Source organism: Jiangella anatolica (assembly GCF_003236295.1).
Taxonomy (GTDB): Bacteria; Actinomycetota; Actinomycetes; order Jiangellales; family Jiangellaceae; genus Jiangella; species Jiangella anatolica.
The window spans coordinates 80,912-107,521 of sequence record NZ_POTW01000013.1 but is presented as its reverse complement, the minus strand read 5'-3'; the positions used below and the strand labels follow the sequence as shown (position 1 = coordinate 107,521).

General features: G+C 71.4%; 21 protein-coding genes. 3 read left to right on the top strand and 18 right to left on the bottom strand.

Going from position 1 to position 26,610, the window contains the following annotated elements:
- Positions 1 to 154: 154 nt before the first annotated feature.
- The 14 genes from C1I92_RS07820 to C1I92_RS07750 all read right to left on the bottom strand — a co-directional run bounded on the left by C1I92_RS07820 (position 155) and on the right by C1I92_RS07750 (position 17,634).
- Positions 155 to 1,408: a sulfatase family protein gene (locus tag C1I92_RS07820; RefSeq protein ID WP_111254103.1), complete on the bottom strand. Its 1,254-nt coding sequence runs from the start codon at positions 1,406 to 1,408 to the stop codon at positions 155 to 157.
- Positions 1,405 to 3,207, bottom strand: a complete 1,803-nt coding sequence (locus C1I92_RS07815) for a fumarylacetoacetate hydrolase family protein (RefSeq protein ID WP_111254102.1) — start codon at positions 3,205 to 3,207, stop codon at positions 1,405 to 1,407. The genes C1I92_RS07820 and C1I92_RS07815 overlap by 4 nt, the downstream gene beginning before the upstream one ends.
- Before the next feature lie 18 nt (positions 3,208 to 3,225).
- Positions 3,226 to 5,064: a right-handed parallel beta-helix repeat-containing protein gene (locus C1I92_RS07810; protein WP_111254101.1), complete on the bottom strand. Its 1,839-nt coding sequence runs from the start codon at positions 5,062 to 5,064 to the stop codon at positions 3,226 to 3,228.
- Between the two features lie 87 nt (positions 5,065 to 5,151).
- Positions 5,152 to 6,774: a sialidase family protein gene (locus C1I92_RS07805; protein WP_146605060.1), complete on the bottom strand. Its 1,623-nt coding sequence runs from the start codon at positions 6,772 to 6,774 to the stop codon at positions 5,152 to 5,154.
- Position 6,775: 1 nt separating this feature from the next.
- Complete coding sequence (locus tag C1I92_RS07800; protein WP_111254099.1) at positions 6,776 to 7,774, bottom strand: Gfo/Idh/MocA family protein; 999 nt, start codon at positions 7,772 to 7,774, stop codon at positions 6,776 to 6,778.
- Positions 7,771 to 8,754, bottom strand: coding sequence for a Gfo/Idh/MocA family protein (locus C1I92_RS07795; protein WP_111254098.1), 984 nt, complete (start codon positions 8,752 to 8,754; stop codon positions 7,771 to 7,773). Before C1I92_RS07795 ends, C1I92_RS07800 begins: the two co-directional genes overlap by 4 nt.
- Positions 8,754 to 10,367, bottom strand: coding sequence for an FAD-dependent oxidoreductase (locus tag C1I92_RS07790; protein WP_111254097.1), 1,614 nt, complete (start codon positions 10,365 to 10,367; stop codon positions 8,754 to 8,756). The genes C1I92_RS07795 and C1I92_RS07790 overlap by 1 nt, the downstream gene beginning before the upstream one ends.
- The gene (locus C1I92_RS07785) at positions 10,364 to 11,197 is read right to left on the bottom strand and encodes an ATP-binding cassette domain-containing protein (RefSeq protein WP_199521038.1); all 834 of its coding nucleotides are present in this window, start codon (positions 11,195 to 11,197) and stop codon (positions 10,364 to 10,366) included. The genes C1I92_RS07790 and C1I92_RS07785 overlap by 4 nt, the downstream gene beginning before the upstream one ends.
- A 23-nt stretch (positions 11,198 to 11,220) precedes the next feature.
- Positions 11,221 to 12,252 (bottom strand): ABC transporter ATP-binding protein, encoded by a 1,032-nt coding sequence (locus tag C1I92_RS33325; RefSeq protein ID WP_158564042.1) that lies wholly within the window; start codon positions 12,250 to 12,252, stop codon positions 11,221 to 11,223.
- Complete coding sequence (locus C1I92_RS07770) at positions 12,245 to 13,774, bottom strand: ABC transporter substrate-binding protein (protein WP_111254094.1); 1,530 nt, start codon at positions 13,772 to 13,774, stop codon at positions 12,245 to 12,247. Before C1I92_RS07770 ends, C1I92_RS33325 begins: the two co-directional genes overlap by 8 nt.
- A 43-nt stretch (positions 13,775 to 13,817) precedes the next feature.
- Entirely contained in the window at positions 13,818 to 14,702 is an 885-nt protein-coding gene (locus C1I92_RS07765) for an ABC transporter permease (RefSeq protein WP_111254093.1), read from the bottom strand.
- Positions 14,699 to 15,628 (bottom strand): ABC transporter permease, encoded by a 930-nt coding sequence (locus tag C1I92_RS07760; protein WP_111254092.1) that lies wholly within the window; start codon positions 15,626 to 15,628, stop codon positions 14,699 to 14,701. Before C1I92_RS07760 ends, C1I92_RS07765 begins: the two co-directional genes overlap by 4 nt.
- Positions 15,625 to 16,698 (bottom strand): LacI family DNA-binding transcriptional regulator, encoded by a 1,074-nt coding sequence (locus tag C1I92_RS07755; RefSeq protein ID WP_111254091.1) that lies wholly within the window; start codon positions 16,696 to 16,698, stop codon positions 15,625 to 15,627. Before C1I92_RS07755 ends, C1I92_RS07760 begins: the two co-directional genes overlap by 4 nt.
- Before the next feature lie 168 nt (positions 16,699 to 16,866).
- A complete protein-coding gene (locus C1I92_RS07750) occupies positions 16,867 to 17,634 on the bottom strand; it encodes an alpha/beta hydrolase (RefSeq protein ID WP_158564041.1) in 768 nt (255 codons plus the stop codon).
- A gap of 134 nt (positions 17,635 to 17,768) precedes the next feature.
- Between C1I92_RS07750 and C1I92_RS07745 the strand changes: the two genes are divergently transcribed.
- Complete coding sequence (locus tag C1I92_RS07745) at positions 17,769 to 18,209, top strand: VOC family protein (protein WP_111254089.1); 441 nt, start codon at positions 17,769 to 17,771, stop codon at positions 18,207 to 18,209.
- A gap of 56 nt (positions 18,210 to 18,265) precedes the next feature.
- Here C1I92_RS07745 and C1I92_RS07740 read toward each other — a convergent pair whose 3' ends face one another.
- Positions 18,266 to 19,162, bottom strand: a complete 897-nt coding sequence (locus C1I92_RS07740; RefSeq protein WP_146605058.1) for a hypothetical protein — start codon at positions 19,160 to 19,162, stop codon at positions 18,266 to 18,268.
- Between the two features lie 377 nt (positions 19,163 to 19,539).
- Positions 19,540 to 22,059 carry an ATP-binding protein gene (locus tag C1I92_RS07735; protein ID WP_111254087.1) on the bottom strand — a complete coding sequence of 840 codons (2,520 nt, stop codon included), beginning with the start codon at positions 22,057 to 22,059 and terminating at the stop codon, positions 19,540 to 19,542.
- 113 nt (positions 22,060 to 22,172) lie between these two features.
- Here C1I92_RS07735 and C1I92_RS07730 point away from each other — a divergent pair, with 113 nt between their 5' ends.
- On the top strand, positions 22,173 to 22,358 hold the full coding sequence (locus C1I92_RS07730) for a hypothetical protein (RefSeq protein ID WP_146605057.1): 186 nt from the start codon (positions 22,173 to 22,175) through the stop codon (positions 22,356 to 22,358).
- Between the two features lie 43 nt (positions 22,359 to 22,401).
- Positions 22,402 to 23,394, top strand: coding sequence for a methyltransferase (locus C1I92_RS07725; protein WP_111254085.1), 993 nt, complete (start codon positions 22,402 to 22,404; stop codon positions 23,392 to 23,394).
- A gap of 22 nt (positions 23,395 to 23,416) precedes the next feature.
- On the opposite strand, the gene C1I92_RS07720 is transcribed toward C1I92_RS07725, so the two are convergent.
- The gene (locus C1I92_RS07720; RefSeq protein ID WP_111254106.1) at positions 23,417 to 24,790 is read right to left on the bottom strand and encodes a serine hydrolase domain-containing protein; all 1,374 of its coding nucleotides are present in this window, start codon (positions 24,788 to 24,790) and stop codon (positions 23,417 to 23,419) included.
- A gap of 89 nt (positions 24,791 to 24,879) precedes the next feature.
- The gene (locus C1I92_RS07715; protein ID WP_111254084.1) at positions 24,880 to 26,526 is read right to left on the bottom strand and encodes a PucR family transcriptional regulator; all 1,647 of its coding nucleotides are present in this window, start codon (positions 26,524 to 26,526) and stop codon (positions 24,880 to 24,882) included.
- Between the last annotated feature and the right edge of the window lie 84 nt (positions 26,527 to 26,610).

Below are 26,610 nucleotides of genomic sequence, written 5' to 3'. Positions count from 1 at the left end.
CAACCCCTCCGCCGCCAGCCCATCCACCGCCGGACTCGTCACATCACCATGCCCATACGCACCCAAATGCGTGCCCACATCATGCCAATGGATCAGCACCACGTTCGGACGCTCAGTCGCCGTCATGTCTCGCCTCCCGCTCCCTCAGTCCTGCCTACGCGGTGATGCGGCCGGCGGCGCGGGCTTCGGCGGTGTCGCGTTGGGCGTCGATCTCGGCGGTGAAGTGGGCGGCCAGGCCGGTGAGGTGGTCCAGGATGTCGGGGTGGCGGTCCTTGAGGTCGTAGGTCTCGCCCGGGTCGAGCTCGAGATCGAACAGCTGCGGCAGTTCCCGGCCGTGGGCCCGGTTGGGGTCGCGGGGGAACCGGTCCAGGTGCAGCTTCCACCGCCCCCACCGCACCGCGTTGAGCGTCCACCAGTGGAAGAAGAACAACGCCCGCCGCACCGGCAACGACCCACCGGCCAGGACCGCCGCGATGTCCACCCCGTCGACCGGACGATCCCCCGGCACGGTCGCCCCGGCCAGCCCGGCCAGCGTCGGCAACAGGTCGAACAGGCACACCACCTCATCCGACACCACCCCCGCCGGGATCCGTCCGGGCCACCGGGCCAGGAACGGGACCCGGATGCCGCCCTCATAGGTGTGCAGCTTGCTGCCCCGCAACCCGCCCGTGCTGCCCTCGAACCACGGCCCGTTGTCACTGGTCACCATCACCAGCGTGTCCTCGCCCAGACCCAGCTCGTCCAACCGGTCCAGCAACCGCCCCACGTGATGATCCAGACACTCCACCACGTCGCCGTAGCGGCCGCCGGCGGACCGGCCGGCGAACTCCTCCTCCACGTGCAGCGGAATGTGCGGCATCGTGTGCGCCAGATACACGAAGAACGGCCCACCCGCATGCGCCCTGTCGATGAACTCGATGGCCTGATCGGTGTAGGCACGCGTCAATGCGGCCTGGTCGACATCGGCGGCCGTGATCTTCTCCCCCTCGAACAACTCCACCGGATGCATGTCGTTGCTGTACAGCAGCCCGGCGTACTCGTCGAACCCGTGCCGGGTCGGGTAATGCTCCGGCCGGCACCCCAGATGCCACTTCCCGAACATCGCCGTCCGATACCCCGCATCACGCAACACCTCAGGCAGCGTGTACTCGAACGAGGACAACCCGGTCCCATCACGCGGGTTCAACACCTTGGGCAGACCGACCCGCTGCGGATACCGGCCGGTCAACAACGCCGCCCGCGACGGCGTACACACCGCCGACGCCGCATACATGTGCCGCAGCACGATCCCCTCGGCCGCGACCGCATCCATCCGCGGCGTCCGCAGGATCCGGTTGCCCATACAGCTCAAATCCCCATACCCCAGATCGTCCATCACGATCAACACGATGTTCGGCCGGCCGCTCATCGGGTCACCGGGGAGATCGCGGCGTGCACCTGGCCGAGGCCCTCGATGCCCCCGCGGACGACGACGCCGGCCTCGTACTCGGCGCGGGTGAGGCGGAGCCGAGCCGTCGTCGACCCGAGCGTGATGACGTCGCCGGGAAAGAGCGTGATCATGGCGGAGATGGTGCTGATGAGCTCGCCCGGCCCGGCGAGGTAGTCCGACGTCGAGCCGCTCACCGCCCGGGAGCCCACCTCCAGGGACATGGCGCGGCCGCGCCAGTCGTGATCGGGCAGCGGCACGAGCGGCGCGCCGACCACGTTGAACCCGTCCGCCCATCGGCCGTACATGGCGGGGATGCCGCGTTCGCCGGTCCGAGCCGGCTCGACGACCGCGTCGGCGAACGAGCGGTCGCACACCGAGACCATGGGCGCGTACCCGAGCACGAGTTCCAGGCCGTCCTCCACCTGGGCGGCGAGCGCACGGACGACGACGGCGAGCTCGATGCTCAGGACGAGGTCCGTGGCGCGCCGCGGGATGTCGACGGGCCCGCCGCCGAGGGAGCTCGCCGGACCGTTGAGGAATCGCGGCACCTCCAGCCGGGCCAGCCCGTCGGACTCCTCGGCGGCTTCGTGATTGCCGAACGACGTGTAGAAGTGCCGGGCCGACCCCGCGGTCCAGTCGTCCGGCGCCTCGAGCACCGGAGTGCCGGAGGACGCGACCTGCCGCACGGCATAGGACGGGTGCGAGTCCAGCCGCACCGGGCCGTCCGCCACGGTCACCGGGTTCACCAGCGTGCCGACGTCCTCGATCTCGACCTCGAGCCGCGTCGCCGGGTCGGCGACGTCGTCCGGGAGGACGGGCAGGCCGTCGACGCCCATGGTCGCGAAGTGGAGGACGTCGCCCGGGTACAGCGAGGCGAACGAGGAGTACCAGGAGATGACGCGCTCGATGCCCAGCAGCGTCGCCCCGCTGTGCGCGCGGTCGCGCGTGCGCCCGGACTGCCGGGTGTACATCAGCAGGTCGTACGGGTCGCCGACCTCGTCCTTCGTCACCAGGAACGGGCCCATGGGCGCCAAGGTGTCCGCCTTCTTCCCGCCCCACGAGGCGGTCGCCTGGTAGAGCCAGTCGCTGTAGCGCTCCGGCAGCGCGTAGCCGCGGCCGGCGTTGCCCGGGACGATGTCGTAGTAGTAGGTGCCGGACACGTCGTTCACGACGGTGTAGCCGGCGACGTGCTCCATGGCCCGCTCCAGCGGGATGTAGCGGCCGGCCCTGCCGATCACCACGGCCAGCTCGACGTTGTAGGCCATGAGCGGACGATGGTGGCCGTTCCGGAACGTGACGGGTGCGCCCGCGCCGATCGCCGCACCCTGCGGGCGCTGGTGGCCGAGCGGGAACAGGTTGACGATGGGGATGCCCGGCTTGTTGCGCACGAAGGACGGAGCGTTCGCGACCAGTCCCCAGTAGAGCCGGGGCCGCGGCACGGGCGCAAGGAGCTCGACGTCCTCCACCGGTGACCCGGCCCTGGGCAGCAGCGTCGCGTCCGTCTGCGCCACGAACCGCTCGACGTAGGTCACCAGACGCGACAACGCCGTCATGCCTTCGTCCTCGAGGGCGAGGAACTCGGCGAGCGTGGCCGGCCAGTCGTCACCGAGGAACCGGGGACGACTGGCGACCAGGCCCGACGACGGGATCGACGCGTACCGGCCGACAAAGGCCTCGGCCCGCGCCGGCTCGACGACCCACACCTGACCGGTGGCCGGCTCGTCGACGACGAACCCCCACCGCTCGGCGCCGTCGAGAAGGTAGCTGGCGAGCCTCACGCGTCGATCCCCTTCACCTCAGGACGTCCTGACCAGGGCGCCCAGCGGCAGCCGGCGCCACCCCGTGCCGTCGGCGACGGCGAGGACGCTCGCTCCAGTCGACCCGTCCCGCACCAGCGCCACCGCGCCCGGTGTGGGTTCGGGCAGGTCCGCGGCCGCCACGGTCGTGAGCTGCAGGTTGTGCGCGTACACGGTGCGGATCTTCCGCTCCGCCGAGCCGATGTCGCGGGCGTTGTCCGCCGTCGGGACGAGCCCGTTGATGTCCACCCGCATGGCCGCGACGGCGTTGGTGTCGTTCGTCGAGCAGAGCAGCTCGACGGCGGCCGCGCCGGACGCGTTGGCCGGGACGACCCGCATGCCGCCCTTGACCCCGGGACCCGCTCCGGTCGCCTGTTCCGACGCGGCGACGAAGCTGCCGTACGCGTCGGCGTCCGGCGCGGGCGCCGCGGTCGCCCGGACCACGAGCGCGCCGTTCTTCGCCGCGCTGAGCTCGTGTTGGCGGGCGCCGGCGCTGCGGCGCTCGACGTAGTTGTCCTGCCCGAACGTGTCGGCGTGGACGGCAGCGCTCGCGCCGTCGACGATGTTGCCCACGATCGTCGAGCCGGACAGCGTCCCGATCACCCGCACCGGCGGCGCCCCGGCGACGGTGTTCGCACCGAACGCGTTGCCCATGACCGATAGACCGGTGGCGTTCCCGTTGACGCGGACCGCGCTCCACCGCTCCTCCGCCAGAAGATTCCAGTTGTCGAACGAGTTCGCCGAGATCGTGATCTCGGCGGCCGCGGCGGCGAAGTAGACCGGCGAACCGTCGACCCAGTTGAAGCTGTTGCCCGTGATCGTCACGTTGCGCGCCGTCGCCTCGGGACGGAACTCGATCGAGTGCCGGGGCCGGCCGCCGCCGCCCGGCTCCCCGCCGCCGAGGACGTTCCCGGTGAAGGTGAGGTTGGTGCCGCCGGACGTCACCGCGACGATCGAGCCGTTGGACCCGTTCTCCACCACATTGCCCGAGAACGTCGAGTTGACGATGCCGCCGGCGAACAGGCGCCGGCCGATGTCGAGCAGGTTGTTGGCGATGATCGCGCCGCGGAAGTTGTGGGCGTCGGCGCCGGTGGTGACGATGGCCGTGCCCATGCTGTGGAAGTGGTTGCCCTCGATGAGCCACTTGCGCATGCCGTACGGCAGGAGGTGGACACCACTGCCCGAGACACCGGCCGTCGGCCACGAGATGTCCAGCCCGTAGTCGCCGACGGCGACGAGGTTGTTGGTGAAGACCAGGCCCCGGCCGACGTGCTTGACCGCCGTGTAGAACTCGACGAACGTGCACTCCGTGATCGTGGGGTCCATGTCGTCGGTGTTCGCCTTCACGGCGTCCGGATCCCGGGCGATGTGGATGGCGACGCTGTTCGGCAGGCTCGCCTGCACGACGAAGCAGAGGCCCTTGACCGCCGCCAGCGGCGCGCGCAGCAGCAGGGCGGTCCCGTCGAAGTCCGGGCGGATGATCGACGTGCGGACACCCATCGTTCCGGCGCCGGCCAGCACGATGCGGTTGAAGTTCGCGCCGCCCTCCCCCTCGACGTCGGGGACGACCAGGGTCCGGGTCGTGCGGTAGGTGCCCGGCGGGAAGTAGACGATCTTGTTCGGCTTGGCCTGCTGGGCGTCGATCGCCTGCTGGATGGCGTCGGTGTCGTCGGCGACGCCGTCACCAACCGCGCCGAAGTCCTGCGGAGTCGTGGCACCGGACACGTCCACGGCCGGCGCTGCCTGCGCCGACGTGCTGACGGCGCCGAGCGTCGCGGTGGCGAGGCCGGCGATACCGGCCGTGCGGAGGAGGCGACGCCGGTCGACTGTCGTACCCATGCTGCTGTCCCTTCGTCGGGTGAAGTAGCTGGTCCTCGTGCGGTGAGCTGAACTCGCGGAGTTGCTCCGCGCCGGCGGGCTCTGCCGTCACTGCTCGCCGGAGAGGCGGGATCGTGCGATGAATGCCTCGCTCGCATCGGTCGCCGAACTCGTCGTCCAGTGCTCGAAGGCTGGAGCCGCGGTGTTCGCCGGCAGGGTCCAGCTCGCGAGCGTGACGCCGTCTCTCTTCAACGTGGCCAGGCGCGCGCTGTCGACGTCGACGTGCCAGACGTGTGCGGCGGAGTCGGTGCTGCCCGCCCAGACCTCGACCCAGGTCGTGCCCGACGCCGACGTCATCGCCCACACGCCGTCACTCTGGATCGCCAGCATGAGCCGATCCGCGCCGGTGGTCACCTTGGTGCCCAGGCTGACGGCTGTGGCCGGCGTTCCCGCCACATAGTTCGTGATGCGGGCCTGGAACTCGACACTGAACGGCTTCCCGGCCGGAGCGCCGGAGCGATGGACCCGAGCCCCGGGTGTGCCCTGCTGGAACAGGCGCAACTCGCTGTCCGAGGCAGTCACCGAACCACCCTGCGGGTCCACGGTCCAGCCCCTCAGGTTGTGCCAGTCGGTGTTCTGACCCTGGACGGTGTCGTCGGCCTCGAACTTCGCGAACATGATGTTCGTCGACGCGTTGTCCCAGGTCGCGTAGAACTTCCCGGGGAGATATTCCGTCATCATGGCGTAGGTGTCGATTCCGGTGCCGTCCGCGAACGGCTGGCCGCTGACCCACGCTCCGTCGCGTTCCTTCTGCTGATAGAGGATCGATGCCCGGCCGCTGGAGTTGTAGAGGTTCACGTACTGGTTGTTGCCGTCGTTGACGTGGTAGCCCTTGGACGCCGTGTTGACGATGTTCGTGTCCGGCGCCGGCGCCGACCATGTTCCGCCGCCGTCGTAGGACACCGTCGTGTAGGCGACATTCCCTGTCTGGGAGCGGATCGCCATCAGCAGTTTCGTCGGGTCGGCATTCGAGACGGTGATGAAGGGCTCGGAGAGGTAGGGAGTGGTTCCGTCGACGCCGTCATAGGCGATGCCGGCCAAGGTCCAGTTCGAGAGATCGGTCGAGGTGAGCACACCGATCACCCGAGTCGGGCCGTGGAAGAACGGCAGCAGGTATTCATTGCCGTACCGCATGATCGCCCCGCCGACGTTCACGGCGCCCGCGTAGCTCATGGCGACGGCGTTGGCCGCCCAGCTCGCGCCGCCGTCGGTGCTCTTGAAGCCGATGTACTCAGGCGGCGTCCTCGCGTCCGGCGCATCGGCAGGGAACCTCGCGATGTAGGCGTAGATGTCCTGGGTCTCCGGCTCTGTGAACAGGACGAAGTTGCCGTACGTGTAGGTCGCGTTCTTCGCCGCCAGCGCGACGCCGGGCCCGAAGCTCACCCCGCCGTCGGTCGACCGAGCGATCATGATGTCGCCGAGTTCCACGCCGTCGGGGGAACCCAGTTCGACGGTCTCGTTGCGCCATCCGACGACGACCGTGTTGGTTCCGGAATGAGCGATCTGCGGGATGCGGGAGCCGGCGACGTCGGCCGGCTTGGTGTAGACGACCCTGGAGCCGCTCGTGCCGTCGGCCGCCGATGCCGGTGCTGCCACGGCTCCGGTCAAGGCGAGGGACAGCGCGACGCCGGCGAATGCGGAACGAGCACGGATTCTTCGTTTGGTGCGCACTTCACATCTCCCTTGACGACGGAACCATCGACCTCGGCGACGCGGCGTAGATCTGATCGACGATGCGTTGGGCCAGGAGGAGGTCGTGCACGTCTCCTGCGACTGATCGCCCCGTGACGGCGAAGTCCGCGAGTGTTCGGCCGAAGGCGAGATACTGCTCGCTGGAGGGGGCGCCCGCGTAGCTCCTCGGACCCTGATCGTCGCGGATCGTCACCGTGCCGTTGCTCTCGCTGACCGCCCATCCGGGCCCGTGGACACGCCACTCCTTGTCGGCCGCGTTCTCCGCCGGCATGGCGTAGCCGGCCTCGATCGTGATGGTTCGCGCGTCCGTCGTCTCCAGGACGGCGATCGCGAAGTCCTCGACCTCCAGGCCATGGAGGCGGTTGGAGGTCCGCGCCGATCGAACGCTGACCTCGGCCGAGCCCGTCAGCTGGGACACCGCGTCGGCTGCGTGGATACCCAGGTTCCTGAGTGCTCCACCTCCGTAGTCCCGACGGCTCAGCACCCACGGCACCCCGTCGCGGACGTATCTGCCGGGCGGTCCGGCAAGGATGCGGAAGTGGGCATGCGTCCAGTCGTCCTTGATCGAGCCGAGCGCGCGGAGCTCCGCCCAGAAGTCGGCGTACCGGTTCACGAACGGGACGGCTGTGGCGATCCGTCGCGCGGCCACGGCCTCGACGATCGCCGCCAGCGCGCCGGCATCGACGGTGCCCGGCTTCTCGAGGACGAACGGCGTGCCGCCTTCGACGATGCGTTCGAGCACGGCCGGCGTTTCGCGAGGCGGCGTGAGCACGATCGGGATCGCCTCAGGATGCCGGGTGAGCGCTTCGTCGACGTCCCCGTACTCGCGCACCGCACGACCGGCTCCGAGCGCGCTGCGGGCGGCGGGCGCGCGATCGACGATCGCGACGACCCGCGCCCCTGCGGCCTCCAGCGCTCGAAGGTGCCACGGCGCGTGCCAATGAGCGGCGCCGATGATCAGGAAGCGGGCCTCGTTCATCCGATGGCTTCCCAACGACCGGATCGTTGTGATCGCCGCACCCCTTCGACCGCCGCCACGATGTGGCGCCCGTAGGCGAAGTCGGGTCCGGTCGAACGTCCCAGGATCACGCCGGCGAAGGCGTCGAGCTCTCCTCGTAGGGTGCGTTCCCACTGGTCAGCTGTCTGGCTCGCGTGTTGTTCCCAGCCACCACCGGAGTCGACGAAGAGGTCGCCGCGGTGGGAGACCCGCATCGTCGCCTCCGTCCCGGTGATCTGGGTGTAGATCTCCGTCGCGCCCTGCCGGATGCCCGCGATCGTCACCGAGACGGGAACGGTCCCGAACCGCGCGAGCGCGGTGCCGTAATCGTCGGCGTCCTGTTCGGGATGGAAGCGCGTCTCGGACCGGCCGACGATCCTGTCGGGCCATGCGTCCAGGAGCCAGCACAGCTGGTCGAGCACGTGGACCCCCTGCACCATCCACATCCCGCCGCCCTGGGCCGCCGAGCGGTGCCAGGGACGTCGGTGCGCCCAGTTCCAGGGGATGACGCGCCGGCTCTCCGCGGCGACCACGTCGCCCACCACTCCCTGGTCCAGCAGGTGGCGGGCGAGTCGGTGCGCGGGCGCCCAGCGCATCAGGTGTCCCACCATCCCTCGTCCGGCGCTGGTCTTCTCCGCGGCGAGCAGCGCGTCGCACTCCTCCGTCGTGACGGCGAGAGGCTTCTCGACGAGCACGTGCTTGCCGGCCTCCAGCGTTCTCCGGGCGAGGTCGAGATGCGTGGCATGTGGCGTGGCGATGATGACGCCGTCGATCGACGGGTCCGCGAGAACGTCGTCGAGGCCGCCGTGGAGGACACCGAACCGGTCCGCGAGGCGAGCGGCGGATTCGGTCGTCGATCCCACGACAGCACGCAGTTCCAGCTCGGGATGAGCGTCGATCGCGGTCGCGTGCGTGAGACCGAACGCTCCCGCACCCACGATCGCGACCCCGCGCGCGGCCATCAGTAGCCCTTCACCTCGGGCCAGGCGAGCTCGAACCCGTCGGCGACGAGCTCGCTCTGGAACGTCGCGAGCCGCCGGGTGTCGCCCCGCACCTGGTCGGGGGTCAGAGAGTTGACCAGGCAGTGCGCGGCCAGGGCGCCCGCCGCCTCGCCGACGTTCCACTCGACCGGGTGCAGGCGGTAGCAGCCGTTGGTGATGTGCGTCGTGCCGAGGTTCTTCCCGGCGGCGAGCAGGTTGCGCACCCGGACCGGCAGCAACGCGCCGAGCGGGATCTGGAACGGGCTGCTCGGTACGTCGATGTAGTTGTCGCCGCCGGTCGACGGGTGCAGGTCGATGCGGTACATCCCGACGCCGACCGAGTCGGCGTACGGCACCGCGCCGGCGTCGCCGCGCACGGTCATCGACAGGTCCTGCTCGACGACGGTCGTCTGCGCCTTGATCCGGCGCGACTCACGGATGTACGGCGCCATCGCCAGGCCGTCGGCCGTCCCCATGACGTCGGGGCGCAGCCGCAGCCCCGGCCAGCCGGCGCCCCCGTCGGGGCGGGGCGCCTCGGTCTGCAGCCAGTGGAGCATGCTCAGCGAGAGCTGCCGGGCGCCCTCGAGGTGCTTGGTCCGCTCGTCGTCGGAGACCCCGGCCAGCGGGCCGGGCAGGTAGTCGATCATCGGCCAGTTGACGACGGTGATGTCGCTCGCGGCGAAGCCGGGCTCGTACTGCTCCCGGGCGAAGATCCGCCGGAACAGCCACAGGTCGCGGTCGCCAGGGTCCTTGCTCTGGTCGGCCACCACCGGTCCGGCCGGCGCATGCGGCACGAAGGTCCGGGTGAGCGGCTCCAGCGTCCGCGGGTCCGGCGCGGTGAGGCTGAGCAGCCGGTCGGGCCAGAAGTCCGGCTGGTAGTCCCGCCAGTACCCGTACTGGTCCGGCCGGTCGATCGTGTGGTCCTCCCCCTCGCGGTGCTCGACCGCGAACACCCACGAGAACGCCTGCTGGTTGAGCGGCTGCGCCTCGCTCGGGGCGCTCGGCTCGCCGGTCTCGGACCGCGCCTCGAAGCCGAGGGCGTGCTCGACCCCGGCCAGCGGCAGCAGGTCGCCGAGCTCGGTCGCGTCCAGGACGTACGCGGCCTCGATGGTCTGCTCGGTCCCGTCGCGACCGGCGACGGTGACGGCGGTGACGCGGTCGCCGTCGGTGAGCGCGGCGACCGGGCGCCGGCCGGTGAGGATCCGCAGGGCGCCGGCGGAGCGGTACGGGGCGAGCATGCCCTCGATCACGGCGAGGGCGGCCCGCGGCTCGTGGCACAGGCGGCTCACCCGGCCCAGGCCCGGGTTCAGGTCGGCCTGTCGGCGCGCGGCCGCCGTGAGCGGGTACCAGGTCCGGTAGTGGTCGCGAACGCCGTCACGGAACGCGCGGTAGGAGCGGGTGCAGCCGAACTGCTCGATCCACGGGTGCTCGTCCGGTGGGACGGCCTGGCTGGTGAGCTGTCCGCCGAGCCAGTCGTACTCCTCCGTCACGATCACCGAGCGGCCGCGGCGCAAGGCCGCGAGTGCCGCGGCGACCCCGCCCACGCCTCCGCCGACGATCAGGATGTCGGTGCGGAGGTTCGCGTCTGTCGTCAACTGACCTGCTCCTGTGTGTGCTCGAATTCGGCTCGGGTGCCTTCGAGGTCGTGTGCCGCGCTCAACAGCCCTCGGGTGTAGGGGTGGGCGGGCGCGGTGAACAGCTGTTCCGCCGTCGTGCACTCGACCAGTTCGCCGCGCTTCATCACCGCGACCCGATCGGCGATCTGCCGCACCACCGCGAGGTCGTGGGTGATGAAGAGAATCGCCAGGTCGTGTGTGCGCTGGAGATCGACGAGCAGCCGCAGGATCTGCGACTGCACCGAGACGTCCAGCGCCGACACCGCCTCGTCGCACACCAGCAGCCGCGGCCGCAGCGCCAGAGCCCGGGCGATGCTCACCCGCTGGCGCTGCCCGCCGGAGAGCGCCGACGGACGACGGCCGGCGACGCCCGCGTCGAGACCGACGTCGGCGAGCACCTCGGCCAGCGCCTGCCGTCGATCGCCCTTCGGCGCGACCGCGGGATGGACGTTCCACGCCTCGCGGATGATCGCGCTCACGGTCATCCGCGGGTTCAGCGACGATCCCGGATCCTGGAACACCATCTGGATGGCGCGCTGCAACTCCGCGGGCCGCTTGTCGATCGGCCCGAGCGCCCGGCCCTCGTACGTGATCGTGCCCTCCTGCGGGCGGACGAGCCCGAGGACACAACGCGCGACGGTCGACTTCCCCGACCCGGACTCGCCGACCAGGGCCAGGGTCTCCCGGGCCCGGATGTCCAGGTCGACGCCGGCGACGGCCTGGACGATCGTCCGAGCCGCGCGCAGCGACCGGCGGGGTCCGGGGAACGCCACCCTGAGGTCACGGATCTCCAGAACGTGCGGACTCACGGCTCCACCTTCTCGGCGCCATGTCATGACGCCACCTCCGTGGCGAAGTGGCAGGCGCTGAACCGGCCCCGCTCGACCTCGCGCAGGACCGGCACCTCGGTGCGACACCGGTCCTGTGCCATCGGGCAGCGCGGATGGAATGCGCAGCCGGTCGGCCGGTCGAACGGGTTGGCCGGGGCGCCCTGCAGTGGCTCGGCGATCGCCGACTTCGTGCTGACCGCCGGCACGTTGTTCGCCAGTGCCCGGGTGTACGGGTGCCGCGGGTGCTCCAGCACCTCCCGCGCCGGGCCGCGCTCGGCGACCCGGCCGGCGTACATGACCACCACGTCGTCGGCGACGTGTGCCATCACGCGCAGGTCGTGGCTCACCAGCAGCATCGCCAGGTCCTCCTGCTCGCGCAGGTCGGCGAGCAGCTGGAGGATGCGTGCCTGGGTCGTGACGTCGAGGGCGGTGGTCGGCTCGTCGGCGATGATCAGCTGTGGCTCGCCGGCCAGCGCCATCGCGATCATGACCCGCTGCCGCATGCCGCCGGACATCTCGTGCGGGTACACGTCGATCCGCTGGTGCGGGTCCGGGATTCCGACCCGTTCCAGCAGCTCCAGGACCCGGGCGCGGACCTGCTGACGCGACTTGCCGCCGCGCCGCAGGATCTCGCCGACCTGCCGGCCGATCGTCTGGATCGGGTTCAGAGCGGCCAGCGGATCCTGGAAGATCACGCCGATCTCCCGGCCCCGGACCTGGCGGATCCGGCGAGCGGCCGCGGTGAGGAGCTCCTCCGATCGCCAGCTGACGCGGCCCGCGGTCTCGGCCCCGGGCGGCAGCAGTCCGACGATCGACATCGCGCTCATCGTCTTGCCGCTCCCGGACTCCCCGATGAGGCCCGTCGTGCGGCCGGCGTCCACGGCGAAGGACACCTTGTCGATCACGGTCCCGGTCGTGGCACCCGACGGCAGCACGACCACGAGGTCCTCCACCCGGAGCAGCGGTGCTCCGGGTGTGCGGGTCGCGTCGCCTGCCGCGGGTGCCGCGGCGGTGGACGAGTACTGATCAGTCACCCGAGACCGTGACCTCGTCGAAGTAGGGCACCCCGTCGGGAACGGGCTCGAAGCCCTCGACACTGTTCTGCCAGGCGTACGGCTGCTCGACGAACATCGGGTACATGCCGACCGCGTCGTCCCAGATGATCTGGCTCGCCTGTGCGTACAGCTCCTCGCGCTGCGCCGTGTCGCTCGTCGAGCCGGCCTCGGCGAGGATCGCGTCGAGCTCCTCGTTGCAGTAGCCCATGCGGTTCGCCTCGCACGTGTAGAGACGGCCCAGGTTGGTCGCCGGGTCGAAGCCCTGTGTCCCGAGCTGCTGGAGGTTCATGTCCCAGTTCAGCGCCAGCAGGTCCTCGAGGAAGACCGCCTGCTCCTTCTCCAGCGGCTCGACGGTCACGCCGATCTCGGCCAGGTCGGAGACCACCGCGTCGACGAAGTTGCGGAAGGTCGGCTGCGAGAACTGCCACCGGATCACGGTGTTCTCGTAGTCGAACCCGGCCGCGTCCAGCGCCGCCTTGGCCGCGTCCGGGTCGTACTCCACCGGCTCCTGCGGCGCGTAGCCGAGCACGGCGGGACTGATCGGGGCGTCCGCCGGCGTTCCGGTCTCCGGGTACAGCGAGGCGATGATCGACTCGAAGTCGACGGCCTGCCACAGGGCCCGCCGGACGGCCGCATCCTGCAGGGCCGGAATCGAGCTGTTCATCCACATCGTGAAGACGGCCGGGCTCGCGACGTTCTCGACCGTGAGGTTGGAGTCCGACCTCAGCTGCGCGATCTGGTCGTCGGGGATGGACCAGGTGATGTCGATCTCGCCGGTCTGCAGCGCCGTCATGCGCGCCGCCACCTCCGGGATCGCCTGGATCTCCAGGGAGTCGAGGGCCGGCTCGCCGTCCCAGTAGCCGGGGTTCGGCGCGAGCTGGAGCGTCGCTCCGGGTTCGAAGGACTCCACGACGAACGGGCCGGACCCGATCGGGTCCTGGAAGAAGCCTTCGTCCGCGGCGGCCTGCGGCGTGACGAAGAACGACGAGATCTTGCCGAGGAACGCCGCGTCCGGCGCCGGCGACGTGAAGACCACGGTCGAGTCGTCCGGCGCGGCCGCGGTGTACCCGCCGAAGTTGCCGGCCAGCGGACCTTCACCGGCCAGGACGCGGTTGAACGAGGCCACCACGTCGGCGGCCGTGACCGGGGTGCCGTCGGAGAACTCGACGCCCGCACGCAGGCTGAACGTCCACTCGCTGGTGTCGGCGCTGGGCTCCCACGACTCCGCGAGCTCCCCCTCGAACTCGCCGGGACCGCTACTGACCACGAGCTGGCTGAAGATCGCCCGGGCCGCGAGCTGGGTGCCGGCGTCCAGGGCTGCCGTCCCGTGGGGATCGAGGTTCTCGATCGGAATCGGCCCGGCGACGGTCAGATCGCCGCCGGCCGCCTCGGAGTCGCCGGTCTCGGACGCCGGGTCGTCGGATGAGCAGGCGGCGGCCACGATGAGCAGCGCGACGGTGCCTGCGGCCGCTGCCAGCGATCGCCGTGTGCGGATAGTCATGTGCGGGAGTCCTTTCGTCGTTGGAAGTGAGCGGGTCAGCGCCCTAGTCCCGCTTGCGCGTGAACCGCCGGGTGAGCCTGTCGCCGACCAGGCCGATGCAGATGACCAGGATGGTGAGCGCGATGCCGGGGAAGACCGTGATCCACCAGGCTGTGCCCAGGTGCTCCCGGCCGCCCGCGATGGCCTGCCCCCACGACACGATGTGCGGGGGAAGACCGAGACCGAGGAAGCTGAGCGCCGCCTCGGACAGCACGGCCGATGCGAGTTCGATGGTGGCCAGGGCGACGACCGACCCGGCCAGGAACGGCACGATGTGCCGCGTGAGGGTGCCGGACCTGGAGACGCCCATGATCCGGGCGGCGTCCACCCAGTCGCGTTCCCGGGTGGACATCGTGATGCTGCGCGACAGCCGCGCGAAGCCGACCCAGCCGCCGACCGACAACGCGATGATCACGACGTGCATGCCGCGCTCGAGCAGACCGGCGATGACGATCGCCAGCAGGATGCCGGGGAAGGCCATCAGGATGTCGATGGTCCGCGAGATGGCCGCGTCGGGCAGCCCTCCCGAGTACCCCGCGATCGCGCCGAGCGCGACGCCGATCAGGCAGCACACCGTGACGACGGCGATGCCGATGATGAACGACGTTCGCGCGCCGTACACGACCTGCGCCAGGACGTCTCGCCCCACGGCGTCGGTGCCCAGCCACGCGGTGCCGGACTCCGTCGCCGAGCCCGGGGGCAGCAGGCGCTCGGTGACCTCGGTGGCCACCGGGTCGTAGTCGATCAGGAACGGGCCGATCGCCGCCGCGAGCAGGTAGATGCCGATGATCACGTACGGGATCGCGGCGAGGGGCCGGCGGCGCCGGCGCCGGACGGGAGGTGCGACCGGGCCGGGAGCCTCGGTGAGCAGGATGTCCGACTGGGTCATCGGCGTGCCTCCAGACGGATCCGCGGGTCGAGCTTGGCGTTGACGATGTCGGCCGCCAGGTTGAGGACGATCACGCACAGCGCGATCAGGACGGTGGCCGCCTGGACGACCGCGTAGTCACGGTTCCCGACCGCGCTGACCAGCAGCGACCCGAGCCCGGGCCACGCGAACACCGTCTCGATGATGACGGCGCCGCCGAGCAGCGTCCCGACCTGGAGACCGACGACGGTGACCACGGGGATGAGCGAGTTCTTCACGACGTGGCCGGTGAGCACCTGCGTCTCGGTGAGGCCCTTGGACCGGGCGGTCTGGACGAAGGCCTCGGACATCGTCTCGACCACGCCGCTGCGGGTCATGCGGGCCACCAGCGCGGTGAACGGGATGGACAGCGTGACCGCCGGCAGCACGAGATTGGAGAGGCTGCCGCCGCCGGCACTGGGCAGCACCTGCAGCTGCAGCGCGAAGATCAGGATGAACATGATGCCGACCCAGAACGGTGGCAGCGCCTGCAGGCCGAGGGTGAACGTGGAGACCGCCCGGTCCAGGACGCTTCCGGGCTTCTTGCCGGCGAGGACGCCGAGGATCAGGCCGGCGATGATCGCGATGACCGTGGCGGCCAGGGTGAGCTCGACGGTCGCCGGGAAGCGCTCGAGCACCTGGTCCATGGCCGGCCGCCCGAAGCGGTAGGACTCGCCGAAGTCGAACCGCACCACGTCGCCGAGGTACGAGAGATACTGCAGCACGAGCGGCCGGTCGAGGCCGAGCGCGGCCCGCAAGGTCTCGATCTCCTCCGCGCTCGCGTCCGGGCCCAGCGCCACCGTGGCCTGGTCACCCGGCGCGAGCCGGACGACGATGAACACGGCGGTCACGACGCCCCAGATGGTCAGCAGGCCGATCGCCAGCCGCCTCGCGATGAAGTAGGTCACCGCGCCGCTCCCCCCGTCACCGCCGGCGGCTGGGCGACCGAGTCGCCGGCGATCGGTGTGCAGGGCACACTCAGCTGCCGGGGCCCGTCGTCCTCGTCGTCCAGCAGGTCCAGCAGCAGCCGCACGGCCTCCCGGCCCATCTGCTCCCGGTGCAGCGCGAACCGGGTCCAGTCGCGGGCGTTCTCCCCGAGCGCCGGGTCACCGAGGAGAACCACCGAGCAGTCCTCGGGGATGCGGACGCCCACTGCCTCGGCGGCACGCTCCACCGCCACGATGGTCGAGTCGTCCTCGCTCGGCTCCACGAGCAGCGCCGTGACGCCGTCGGCCAGCCAGCCGCGCAGCAGGTCGCCGGTGATCGAGTCCGCCTCGCCGACCAGGTGCACCGGACACTCGCCGGCCGGGATGCCGGCCTCGCCGAGACCCTGGAGGAAGCCGGACTCGCGGTCCTGGGTCGGCTCCTGCCCGTCGCTGAGCTTCAGGTACGCCAGGCGGCGGTGCCCGAGTCGCGCGAGCTCCCGGACCATGCCACTCGTGGCGCCCACATAGTCCGCCGCGACATACGAGAGCTCGGCGCCGGCGACCTCGCGCCGGCCGATGAACACGAACGGGAAGTCCTCCTGCACCAGTGCGGCGAGATCATCGCGATGCAGATGACGTCCGAGAAGCACGCAGCCGTCGGCTACTTTCAGCCGGTTCACTCCACTCGCATAGATCCGGCGATCTCCGCCGGAGCTGGCCGAGCTGAACAACAGGAGGTCGTACCCGTACTCGGCGGTCGCTTCTTCGACGCCGAGCAGGAACGGGAAGTAGAAGTCCCTCTGCCCGACCGGAAATACGGGCTCGAAGGTATAGAGGCCGAGCATGCGATTGCGCCCGCCCTTGAGCCTGCGGGCGGCCGCGTTGACCGTGTAGCCGAGCTCGGCGGCGGCCCGCAGCACGGCCCGGCGCGTGCCCTCGGCGACCTGTTCGCTCGCCGCGCCACCACTGATCACCAGTGACACCGTCGCCTGCGACACGCCGACGCGACGGGCTATGTCCACTTGGGTGGGTCGCCGTCGTTGCGCTGCCATCTGAGTCCTTAATACGTATTGGATCCGGTGCGCGCTCACGTTACGGATGGATGACACGAGACGTCAAGAGCCCGGAACGAAACGTGATGGTGGCTCCGGGCTCGAGGGCTGGCGCCGTCACCGTCACGCCGCGGCCCGGCGGGGGCCGCCGACGCCGAGCCGGCTCGGTCAGCGCCCTTCGATCACCGTGCGACGGATGAAGCCGATCATTTCCGCCGTGGTGATCTCGAAGTGCGAATCGGTGTCATCGCCGATTCCGTGGCCGGCCTCAGCCGGATTGAAGAACCCGTGCCGCTGGCCGGCATAGAGCACGAGCTCGGCCCGGCCACCCGCACTCAGCAGCCTGTCCACGAACGCCACCGAATTCTCGTGATGAACGGCGGTATCGGCGGTTCCGTGCATGATCAGCAGCGGCGGGGCGCCACCATCGAGGTGATGCATCGGTGAATAGCGGCGGGCGTCGTCGTCATTGTCGAAATGCCGCCGGCCGAATCCGGCCGGGAAGTCGCCGGTCGTGTCGGTGACCGGATTGAGGAGCACGAGCGCCGCCGGCCGATGACGGTCGTCGATGTCCGGGAGGTCGAGCACGGCTGTCGCGAGCGCCAGCTGCCCACCGGCCGACCCGCCGATCGCCACCACGCGCCCCACGTCGCATCCGAGGTCCCCCGCACGCTCGAAGACGGCGTTCATGGCGGCCACCGCGTCCTCGGTCGCCGTCACCGGGCCCTCCGTGCGGTACTCCACGAGGACGGTGACCATGCCCAGTGCGTTGAGCCGGGCCGCCTGCGGCTGGAACTGCCGCCAGGTTCCTCGTTCCCACCCACCGCCGTGGTAGAAGACCGCCGCCGGCGCCGGTGAGTCACTCGGCTCGGGCGGGGCGGAGACGTGGAGCAGCAGCGCCCTGCCGCCGGCGGTTCGGTAGGGGATCTCGCGCACGGTGTCCGAGGATGCGCCCGCGGCCCGCGTCGGCGCAAGTCTGCCGCGGAGCTCGCGGCCGGAGCATGTCGAGATCCGGGTCCCGGCTCCGTCCCAGCATCGAAGTGCCGGACGACCAGCAGAGGATGGATCACATGACACACCTACGACGCTTCGACCACATCGGCGTCACCGTCGCGGACCTGGAGCCGGCGACGGCGTTCTTCGTCGGGCTGGGGTTCGAGGTCGAGGGCACCGGATCGGTGGCGGGCGAGTTCATCGAGACCGTCTGCGCCATCCCCGGCGCGCACTGCGAGATCGCGATGCTGCGGCTGCCCGCCGACGGGACCCGGCTGGAGCTCTCCAGCTTCGTCACGCCCGACCACGTGCCCGGATCTCCCGCGCCGATGGCCAACGAACTGGGTCTGCGCAACGTGTCCTTCGAGGTCGGCGACCTCGACGCGGCCATCGACGCCGTGGCCGCGGACGGGTACGGGCTCGTGGGCGGTGTCGGCGAGTACGAGGGCAGCGTCCGCATGGCCTACGTCCGCGGTCCCGAGGGGATCATCGTGTCGCTGTTCCAGCAGCTCGGCTGACGCTCGCCGCTCCGCGCGCCCGGCTGACCATCCTTCGGCCGGGCGCGCGGTGGGATCTACTCGGCGTACGCCGCGAACGCGGCCGGCTCGGCCGGAGTCGCGAACACGTGACCGACCGCCCAGAGCCGGTTCCCGTCGACGGCGGCCCCGGTCAAGGTGCCAGCGACATCTGTCGGGCTGTTCACCTGGACGAACTCCGACCCGTCGTACTCGAGGACGAGCTGCCCGGACTCGAAGCTCTCCTCCTCGAACCACTCGCCGACGGCGATCGGACGGCCGCCGCGAAGGACCAGGTCATACAGCTGGGTCGACCCGGGCGGTGCCGCGATCCGCTTCCAAGAGGTTCCGTCGTAGTGCATGAGCAGCGAGCTGCCGAAGGGCGTACCGCTGCCCTGGTCGATGCCGGCCAGCCAGATGTCCTTCGGCCCCACGGCCTCCAGCGCGGTCGGGACGCCGGCCGCCGGCAGGTCGCTCACCAGGCTCCATCGGGTCCCGTCGAAATGGGCGAGGCCGCCGTTCATCCCCAGCCACGCGTCGCTCGCGGACAGCACGGCCAGGGCGTTGCCGTTGATCCCGCCCTCGAGTCCCGCCGACAGCCTCTCCCAGCCTCGGCCGGTGTGGCGGAAGACGGCGGCATGTTCCCGTCCGTGGATGCTGGCCCACCCCGCCACCCAGACGCTGCCGTCGGCGGCGACCTGCACGTCGCTGAACGAGCCCGCCGGAACCGGCGGCCCGGGCACGACCGCCCACTTCACCCCGTTCCAATGCACCACCAGCGGCTTCGACACCGACGGATCGCTGGCGTCGTAACCGACGGCCCACACGTCGTTGGCGCCGGCGACCGCCAGGCTGGTCAACGTGGAGTTGACGATCACCGGGATGCGCGTCACCCTCCACGTGCCGCCCTGCCATCGCAGCGCGATCGGGCGGCCATCCCCGAAGTCGTTCGCCACCTCCGCACCGAGTGCCCACGTCTCCCCCGCACCGGAGTCAACGTCTGCGAGGCCCGCCGTCTGGCGCCCGGTCGGCGTCTGCGTCCACTGCAGCGGCGCCGCCGACTTCGGCGCAGGCTGAGCCACGGAGTGCGGGTGGGCTTGTGCCTGGCCCACGGCACCGCCGGCCGCCACGACCATGACCGATACCGTCAGGATCGGCGCGGCTCGGCGACCGGTCCGCCGCAGAGCCGCGACGACTCGCCCAGCATGCTGTCGCATCACAACTGTCCTCCTCGGGATGTCCCGCCCACGGACGACTCCGCGGGAGTTCACTTCCCTGGACGAAACGGACCCGTGGCGAGTGACATCGGTCACCGTCGGGAGCCGGACGTCGATCAGGAGCCGGCCGGCTCGCTCGTGAGCTTCGTGGTGATCAGCTCGCGGTGGGTCTCCGGGTCGTCGGTGTGATCGACGCCGATCTCGGCGAGCAGGTCCAGGGCGGTCTGCCAGTGCCGCCTGGCCTGCGCCCGGTCGCCCAGGAGGGCGTGGGCGTCCCCGAGCCCGTCCTCGGCCCGGGCGAGATCGGCGCACAGCCGCTCCCGCTCGGGGATGACACGAGCCCGCAGGTGGTGCTCGAGAGCAGATCGGCCGTCGCCGAGGGCGAGATACGCGCGGCCCATGCTCTGGAGAGCCTCGTACTGCCAGTTGAGGTCCCCGATCCGACGTGCGATCGCGAGCACCTCGCGGTATGAGTGCAAGGCGGCCGACGGATCGCCGCCACGGCGGACGGCGTGGCCCAGGTTGGTCAGGGCGGCGAGCTCGCCGACGGGGATGCCCTCCGTTCGAGCCAGTGCCACGGCTCGGCGGAACCAGACCACGGCAGCGCTCGTATGGCCAAGCTCGGCGTCGGCCCGGCCACAGCCGATCAGCGCGTTGACCTCTCGCGCTCGGTAGCTCAACTGCCGGGCCAGGGCCAGGGCCAGGTCGAAGTGCCTCGCGGCCGACCGGTAGTCGCCCTCGTTCAACCGCGCCCGCGCGATCTCCGTGTGCGACTCGAGCTCTCCGAGCTCGTCTCCGGCGTCCTGTGCCAGCTGCAGCGCGCGGGTGAAATGATGATCGGGATCCACCGAGCTGCCGCCGTACTTCACCGTCGCGGCGAGCTCGAGGTGGGCTTCCACCTCCACCAGGGTCAGCCCTTCCGCCGTGGCGAGGGAAAGCGCCTGTTCGAGGTGGCGGGCCGCGGCCGGATAGTCGTGTTGGCGGCGCCGCACCCTGCCGATGTCTCCGTGCGCTCGCGCCGCAGCGGCGCGGTCGCCCAGGTCGCCGGCGGACCGCAGTGCCATCCGGTGCAGGACGTCGGCCTCGCCGAGCCGGGCGCGCGTGATCAGCCACCGGTGCACGGTGCCGGCCAGGTCGACGACGGATCGGGGCAGTTCGAGCTCGTGGGCGGCCCGGGCGCAGGCCAGGATGTTCGGCAGCTCGGTGTCGAGCCAGGCATTCGCCTGTTCGGCGGTCCACGCCGGGTCGGCCGCGTACGGGGGATCCGGTCGCCGGCTGCGGGTGTAGGGATGCGCGACGTCCATCGCCGCGCTCGCCCAGGCGCGGTAATGGTCGACCAGCCGGACCACGGCATCCAACCGGTCCCCGTCGGCCTCGGCGGCCTGCGCGAGCCGAGCGGCATGGCCGCGGGTGAGGTCGTGGAAGCTGTACCGCCCGGCCTGCGCCTCGTCGAGCAGGTGCAGGTCCTGCAGGCTCTCCAGCGCGGCGCCGGCATCGGCGACGCCGGTGGCGAACAGCGCCGCGGCCGCGGCGCTGTCGACGTCAGGGCCGGGGACCAGGCCGAGCAGCCGGTACGCGCGCCGGATCGGCTCGTCCAGCGCGGCGTAGGACAGGTCCAGCGCGGCGGACACGCCGAGGGTCTGGTCGTCGGGCCGGTCGAGGATCGCGGCGCGCTGCTCACGCAGCCGCGCCACCAGGTCGGTCAGCCGCCAGGACGGCCGGGACCGCAGCCGGGCGGCGGCGATCCGCAGCGCGAGCGGCAGTCGGCCGCACAGCTCGGCCACCTCGGTCAGTTGCGAGCCGGCTCCGGGTGGCGCGCTGAACTCCGCGGCCCGGGCGAACAGCTCGACGGCGGTCGGCGGCGGCAGGGTGCCGAGCCGGATGGTCGCGCCGCGGTCGAGGCCGGCGAGCCGGTAGCGGCTGGTGGTGAGGACCTGACAGCTCGGCGCCGCGGGCAGGAGCGGCGCGACCTGGCCGGCGTCGGCAACGTTGTCGTAGACGAACAGCAGCCGCCGGTCGGCGACCAGGCTGCGGAACTGGGCGGCGCACTCCTCCACGTCGATCGGGATCCGGTCGCTGGGCACGCCGAGCGCCCGCATCATCCGGGCCAGCCCGTCCCTTGGCTCGAGCGGGCGGGTGCGCTCGCTGAAGCCGTGCAGGTCGAGGTAGAGCTGGCCGTCGGGGAAGTCCGGCGCGAGCCGCCGGCCCGCCTGGACCGCGAACGCCGTCTTGCCCACACCCGCCATGCCCTCGACGACGATGACGGACCGGCCCGCCGCCACGTGCACCCGCACGGCAGACAGCTCCGCTGCCCGGCCGACGAAGTGCGACGGGGCCGGCGGCAACTGGTGCGGCCGATCGGGGACCGCCGGCGTCGTGGCGAGCGCCACAGCTGGAGCGCCGGCTCCGCGCGCGGCCGCCGCCAGCAGGGCGAACTCGTCGTCGTCCAACGCGAGGACGTCCGCGACCAGCCGGAGGGACCGGCCGTACGGACGGACCGACTCGCCGGACTCCCAGCGGCGCAGGGTCCGTGAGTCGAGGCCGGCCCGGCGCCCGAGCTCCTCCTGGGTCAGCAGCGCGCGCTCACGCCAGGCGCGCAGCAGCTCTGCGAAGTTCGGTGGTCCAGGTCCGGCCATTCCTGCCTCCCCCGCACGGAGTGTAGAGGCCGCGGCTCCTCATGACGGAGGTGTCCGCAAGATGTCCGGCGGGCGACCTGTCGCCGGCGGGCCCGTCGGCCAAGACTGCGGAGATGACCACGACCCATGTCCACCGCTGGACGACGAAGTCCCGGCACCGGACCAGTGAGGGCACCGTCGTGTACGACGGTTGCACCTGCGGCCGCCTGCGCATCCGCCGCGCCACCACGCTCCGGGCCGAGGAGACGCTGGCCGTCACGCCCGTCAGGACGGGAGGGCTTCATGCACCACACCCGTGATCAGGTCGCCCACGACCTCCCCACGGTCTCACCCCTGCCATTGATGCAACTCTCGATCGGCTTCTGGTCGTTCAAGGCGCTCGCGACCGCGGACGAGCTGGAGCTCTTCGCCCGCCTGTCCGATACCGGCGGCGCCACCGTCGACGAGCTCGCCGAGCTGCTGGGCGTCGAGCAGCGACCCGTCGAGCTGCTGGTCACCGCGTGCGCGTCCATCGGGTTGCTCGAGCGCCGCGACGGGCGCTACGTCAACAGCGCGCTGGCCGAGGAGTTCCTCGTGCCCGGCAAGCCCTACCACTTCGGCGGCTGGGTGCGGATGCTCGACCGCAGGCTCTACCCGGCGTGGGGCCGCCTGACCGAGGCGGTGCGGACCAACCGGCCGACGAGCTGGAACCCCGACGAGCAGGCGCACCTGTTCGACAGCGAGGACCCCCAGCTGCTGGCGCTGTTCTGGGAGGCGATGCACTCGCTGTCGACCTTCACCGCGCGCGAGCTCGGCGCACACGTCGACCTGTCCGCCTCCACCGCCCTGCTCGACGTCGGCGGCGGTTCGGGTGCCTTCGACATCGAGCTGTGCCGGCGCTACCCGAACCTGCGTGCCACGGTGTTCGAGCTGCCGGCGGTCTGCGAGATCGCCGCGAAGAAGATCGGGGCGGCAGGCTACGCGGACCGCATCGCGGTCACCCCGGGTGACTTCCTCGCCGATCCCGAGCTTCCGACAGGCCATGACGTCGTGCTGCTGTCCATGATCATGCACGACTGGGCGCCGGAGCAGGACCTGGCCATCTTGCGCAAGTGCTTCGCCGCCTTGCCTCCCGGCGGGCGGATCGTGATCAGCGAGTTGCTGGTCGACGACGAGAAGACCGGGCCGCCCGCCGCCGCCCTGATGGGCCTGAACATGCTGGTGGAAGCGCTGGGGCGCAACTACACCGCGGCGGAGTACGGGCAATGGCTGCGCGCCACCGGGTTCGTGGACGTCCGGACCCTGTCGTTCGAGGCTCCCGGCGCGAACGGTGCGGTCCTCGCCCGCAAACCATGACGGCCGCCGCCGCGGCCCGGCGCTACGTGGCGACCTTGGGCGTGGCCCGGCCGAAGTGCAGGTACGGCGCGCCGTCGGGGAGCTCGTAGAACACGACCGGGCTCCAGGTCTGCGCGCCCGGGTCCCGGACGACGAACACGTTCTCGTCCACCGGCACGAGGGCATAGTCCTTCGGCGGCCGGTCCAGGCCGGGCGTGGTGTCGGTGCTGATCATCCGCAGCCGCGGGCCGGTCTCGTCCTGCCACACCTCGAACCGGATGCCGGTGCGTTCGTAGCGGCCCGTGTGAGCGGCGATGTCGACGGCGACGGGCTCGGCCGGCGGCGCGACGGGCGCGGCCATCTCGACACCGGCCACGTCACGGAACAGCTCCCGGAACAGGTCCTGGTAGAGGTCGAGCGCGCGGCCGCCGTTGGTCAGCAGGACGACCGCCAGGTCCAGCTCGGGCAGCACGCGCAGGAACGAGAACTGGCCGATCGTGCCGCCGTCGTGGCCCACCAGCCGGTGTCCGCCCCAGTCCAGGCGGCACCAGCCGAGCCCCCACGTGTCGGCCTTCGTGTACGAGTGGGGCAGCCGGACCTGCTCGGCCTGCATCTCGGCGACGGACTCGGCGGACAGCACGCGGGTGCCGTCGGCGGCCACCCCATCGGACAGATGCAGCCGGGCGAAGGCGAGCACGTCAGCGACGGTCGAGGCGATGAGACCGGCCGGCCCGGCCGAGCGCGGCAGCACCCACACCGACGCCCGGCACGGCTCCTCGTCGCCCTCGTGCACGTGCCCGACGGCCGCGCGGTGCAGCAGCGCCTCCTCCGGCAGCGTCACGGTGTGATCGAGCCCGAGTGGGGTGATCAGGACGTCGCGCAGTGCCGCGTCCCACACCTGCCCCGTCAGCCGCTCGATCACCCGGCCGGCCAGCGTGAACCCGGCGTTGCAGTAGGACCAGGTGGCGCCCAGCGGATGGTTGATCGGCAGGGTCGCGAGCGCCGCGACGTACTTCTCGACGCAGTCGTCGCCGCGGCCGGTGTCATGGAAGAAGTCGCCGTCGATCCCGCTCGTGTGGGTCAGCAGGTGCCGCATCGTGACGCGCGCGGTCGTCCCGGGATCGGCCAGGACCAGCTCCGGCAGATAGCCGACGACCGGCTCGTCGAGGTCGAGCTTGCCGGCGTCGACCAGCGCCATCGCGAGGCTCGCCGTGTACACCTTGCTCACGGAGCCGATCTGGAACAGCGTGTCGGTCGTCGCCTCGACGCCGGTCTCGACGTTCGCGACGCCTGCGGCCACCTCCAGCGTCTCGGCGCCGAAGGCGATGCCCAGCGCGGCGCCCGGAACCCGGTGGCGTGCCGCCAGGTCGGCCAGGCGGCGGCGCCAGTGATCGTGGTCGAGTGCGGTGATCGCCATCACGTCAGCCTCTCAGTGCGGGGCACACGGTGGTTCGTCGTCGGCGCCGAACATCGCCCGCCGCGATCGGCGGCTCGAACAGGTGCCTCTCACGCGCGCGGCCGGTCGAAGACGCGCAGCTGGAGCATGGCCGCGAACCGCGCGTCGGGGTCGTCGAGGTCCAGGCCGCTGAGCGCGCTGAGCCGGCGCACGCGGTAGCGCAGCGTGTTGGGGTGCACGTGCAGCGCGGCGGACGCGGCGATGACGTCGCCGAACGCGTCGAGCCAGACCCGCAGCGTCTCGACCATGCGGCCGTTGTGCTCCTGGTCGTACTCCCACAGCCGGGCCACCGCACCGGTGAGCCCGTCACCGCGGGCGGCCACGAGGTCACGCAGCTCGAGCATGAGCGCCTCGACGGTGACGTCGGCCAGCCTGGCCACCCGCGGACCGGCGCCCTGCTCCGACCGCAGCACGCGCACCACCCGGTCGGCGGCGCTGCGCGCATAGGCGAGCTCGGCGACGTCGCGGGCGACCGGCCCGACGGCGATCGCGGCGCGGCCACGGTGGCCCACCCGGCCCAGGAACTCCGCGGCGATGCGGGCGGCGCGCTCCTCGCCGTCGGCGGTGTCGCCGCTCAGCGGCAGCAGTCCGTAGGTGACGTCGCCGATCAGCGCGGCCGCCGACCGCGGGTGCACGGCGCTGAGGTGCATCGCGAAGCCGTCTCCCAGCTGCTGCCGCTCGGTGGCCAGCGCCGCGTCGACGTGGAGCGGCTGCACGGCGCCGGGCTCGTCGAGCACCGTCAGCGCGAGCACCACGACCGGCTGGCGGGCCAGGCCCAGCCGGCTCAGCGCGTCCCTGGCGCCCGCGCCGCCCTCGAGCGCGGTGCTCAGCAGATCGGTGCGCAGCCGACGTTCGACGTCGGCGCCGGCGCGGATGCGCAGCATGTGCAGCGCCACCAGCTTGGCGGCGTCGCGCAGGGCGCGTGTGCGGTCCGGATCCAGCGGCTCGCGCACAGCGGCCCAGATGGAGCCGAGCACCTCGTCGCCCGCGCGCACGGCCACCGCCACGCGCGGCTGTTCGTCCGGGCCCAGCGGCAGCGGCTCGATCCAGACGGGGTCGTCGTCGCGGTAGATCCGCCGGAACACGCCGCGCTCGGCCAGCATGCGCGTGTACTTCTCCGGGACCTGCCGGCCCAGGATCGTCTCGATCCGGGACTGGTCGGCCTCGTCCTGGCGGCCGGAGAACGCGAGCACCCTGGAGCTGCGGTCCTCGATGGTGATCGGCGCGTCGACCAGCGCGCTGATCGCGTTGGCCAGCGTGAACAGATCGCCGGACGGGACGCCGCCCAGGCTCTCCGCGTCGACGACGCCCACGTCGCCCTCGGCCAGCAGCGATCGCAGGATCGCGACGAGCTGGGTCCAGGACGCACCCGGCGCGAGCCCGAGGATCACCACGCCGGACTCCTCGGCAGCGGCCGCGACCGCGGCGTCGCCGGGAACGGGAGCGCGAACGATCAGCGCCGCGACCTCCTGCTTGCCCAGGTCCGGCAGCACCGCCGCGATCTCCTCGGCGTCGCGCAGGCCGACGCCCAGCACGACGGCGTGCCGCGGCAGGTCCGGCTGGTCGACGGGATCGTGGATGACGACGCCGCCGATCTCGACGCCGCGGCGCGGCTGCCCGTGACCGAGCGTGAGCAGGGTCGACCCGAGGTCGTCGAGGACCCTGCCCAGGCTGGCCCGCGGCCGTCCTCTCGTCATCGGGACACCACCACCCCACCGCCGAGTGACTTGTCCGGGAGTGGGCGCCGGCCCGGTCCCGGTTCGTTCCAGCGAACGAGACAC

What these genes read in the sequence shown, in the direction of transcription:
- C1I92_RS07820 (WP_111254103.1), bottom strand. Translation starts at nt 1,408, where the DNA reads ATGAGCGGCCGGCCGAACATCGTGTTGATCGTGATGGACGATCTGGGG.
- C1I92_RS07810 (WP_111254101.1), bottom strand. Translation starts at nt 5,064, where the DNA reads ATGGGTACGACAGTCGACCGGCGTCGCCTCCTCCGCACGGCCGGTATC.
- C1I92_RS07800 (WP_111254099.1), bottom strand. Translation starts at nt 7,774, where the DNA reads ATGAACGAGGCCCGCTTCCTGATCATCGGCGCCGCTCATTGGCACGCG.
- C1I92_RS07795 (WP_111254098.1), bottom strand. Translation starts at nt 8,754, where the DNA reads ATGGCCGCGCGCGGGGTCGCGATCGTGGGTGCGGGAGCGTTCGGTCTC.
- C1I92_RS07770 (WP_111254094.1), bottom strand. Translation starts at nt 13,774, where the DNA reads ATGACTATCCGCACACGGCGATCGCTGGCAGCGGCCGCAGGCACCGTC.
- C1I92_RS07765 (WP_111254093.1), bottom strand. Translation starts at nt 14,702, where the DNA reads ATGACCCAGTCGGACATCCTGCTCACCGAGGCTCCCGGCCCGGTCGCA.
- C1I92_RS07755 (WP_111254091.1), bottom strand. Translation starts at nt 16,698, where the DNA reads ATGGCAGCGCAACGACGGCGACCCACCCAAGTGGACATAGCCCGTCGC.
- C1I92_RS07745 (WP_111254089.1), top strand. Translation starts at nt 17,769, where the DNA reads ATGACACACCTACGACGCTTCGACCACATCGGCGTCACCGTCGCGGAC.
- C1I92_RS07735 (WP_111254087.1), bottom strand. Translation starts at nt 22,059, where the DNA reads ATGGCCGGACCTGGACCACCGAACTTCGCAGAGCTGCTGCGCGCCTGG.
- C1I92_RS07730 (WP_146605057.1), top strand. Translation starts at nt 22,173, where the DNA reads ATGACCACGACCCATGTCCACCGCTGGACGACGAAGTCCCGGCACCGG.
- C1I92_RS07725 (WP_111254085.1), top strand. Translation starts at nt 22,402, where the DNA reads ATGCAACTCTCGATCGGCTTCTGGTCGTTCAAGGCGCTCGCGACCGCG.
- C1I92_RS07720 (WP_111254106.1), bottom strand. Translation starts at nt 24,790, where the DNA reads ATGGCGATCACCGCACTCGACCACGATCACTGGCGCCGCCGCCTGGCC.
- C1I92_RS07715 (WP_111254084.1), bottom strand. Translation starts at nt 26,526, where the DNA reads ATGACGAGAGGACGGCCGCGGGCCAGCCTGGGCAGGGTCCTCGACGAC.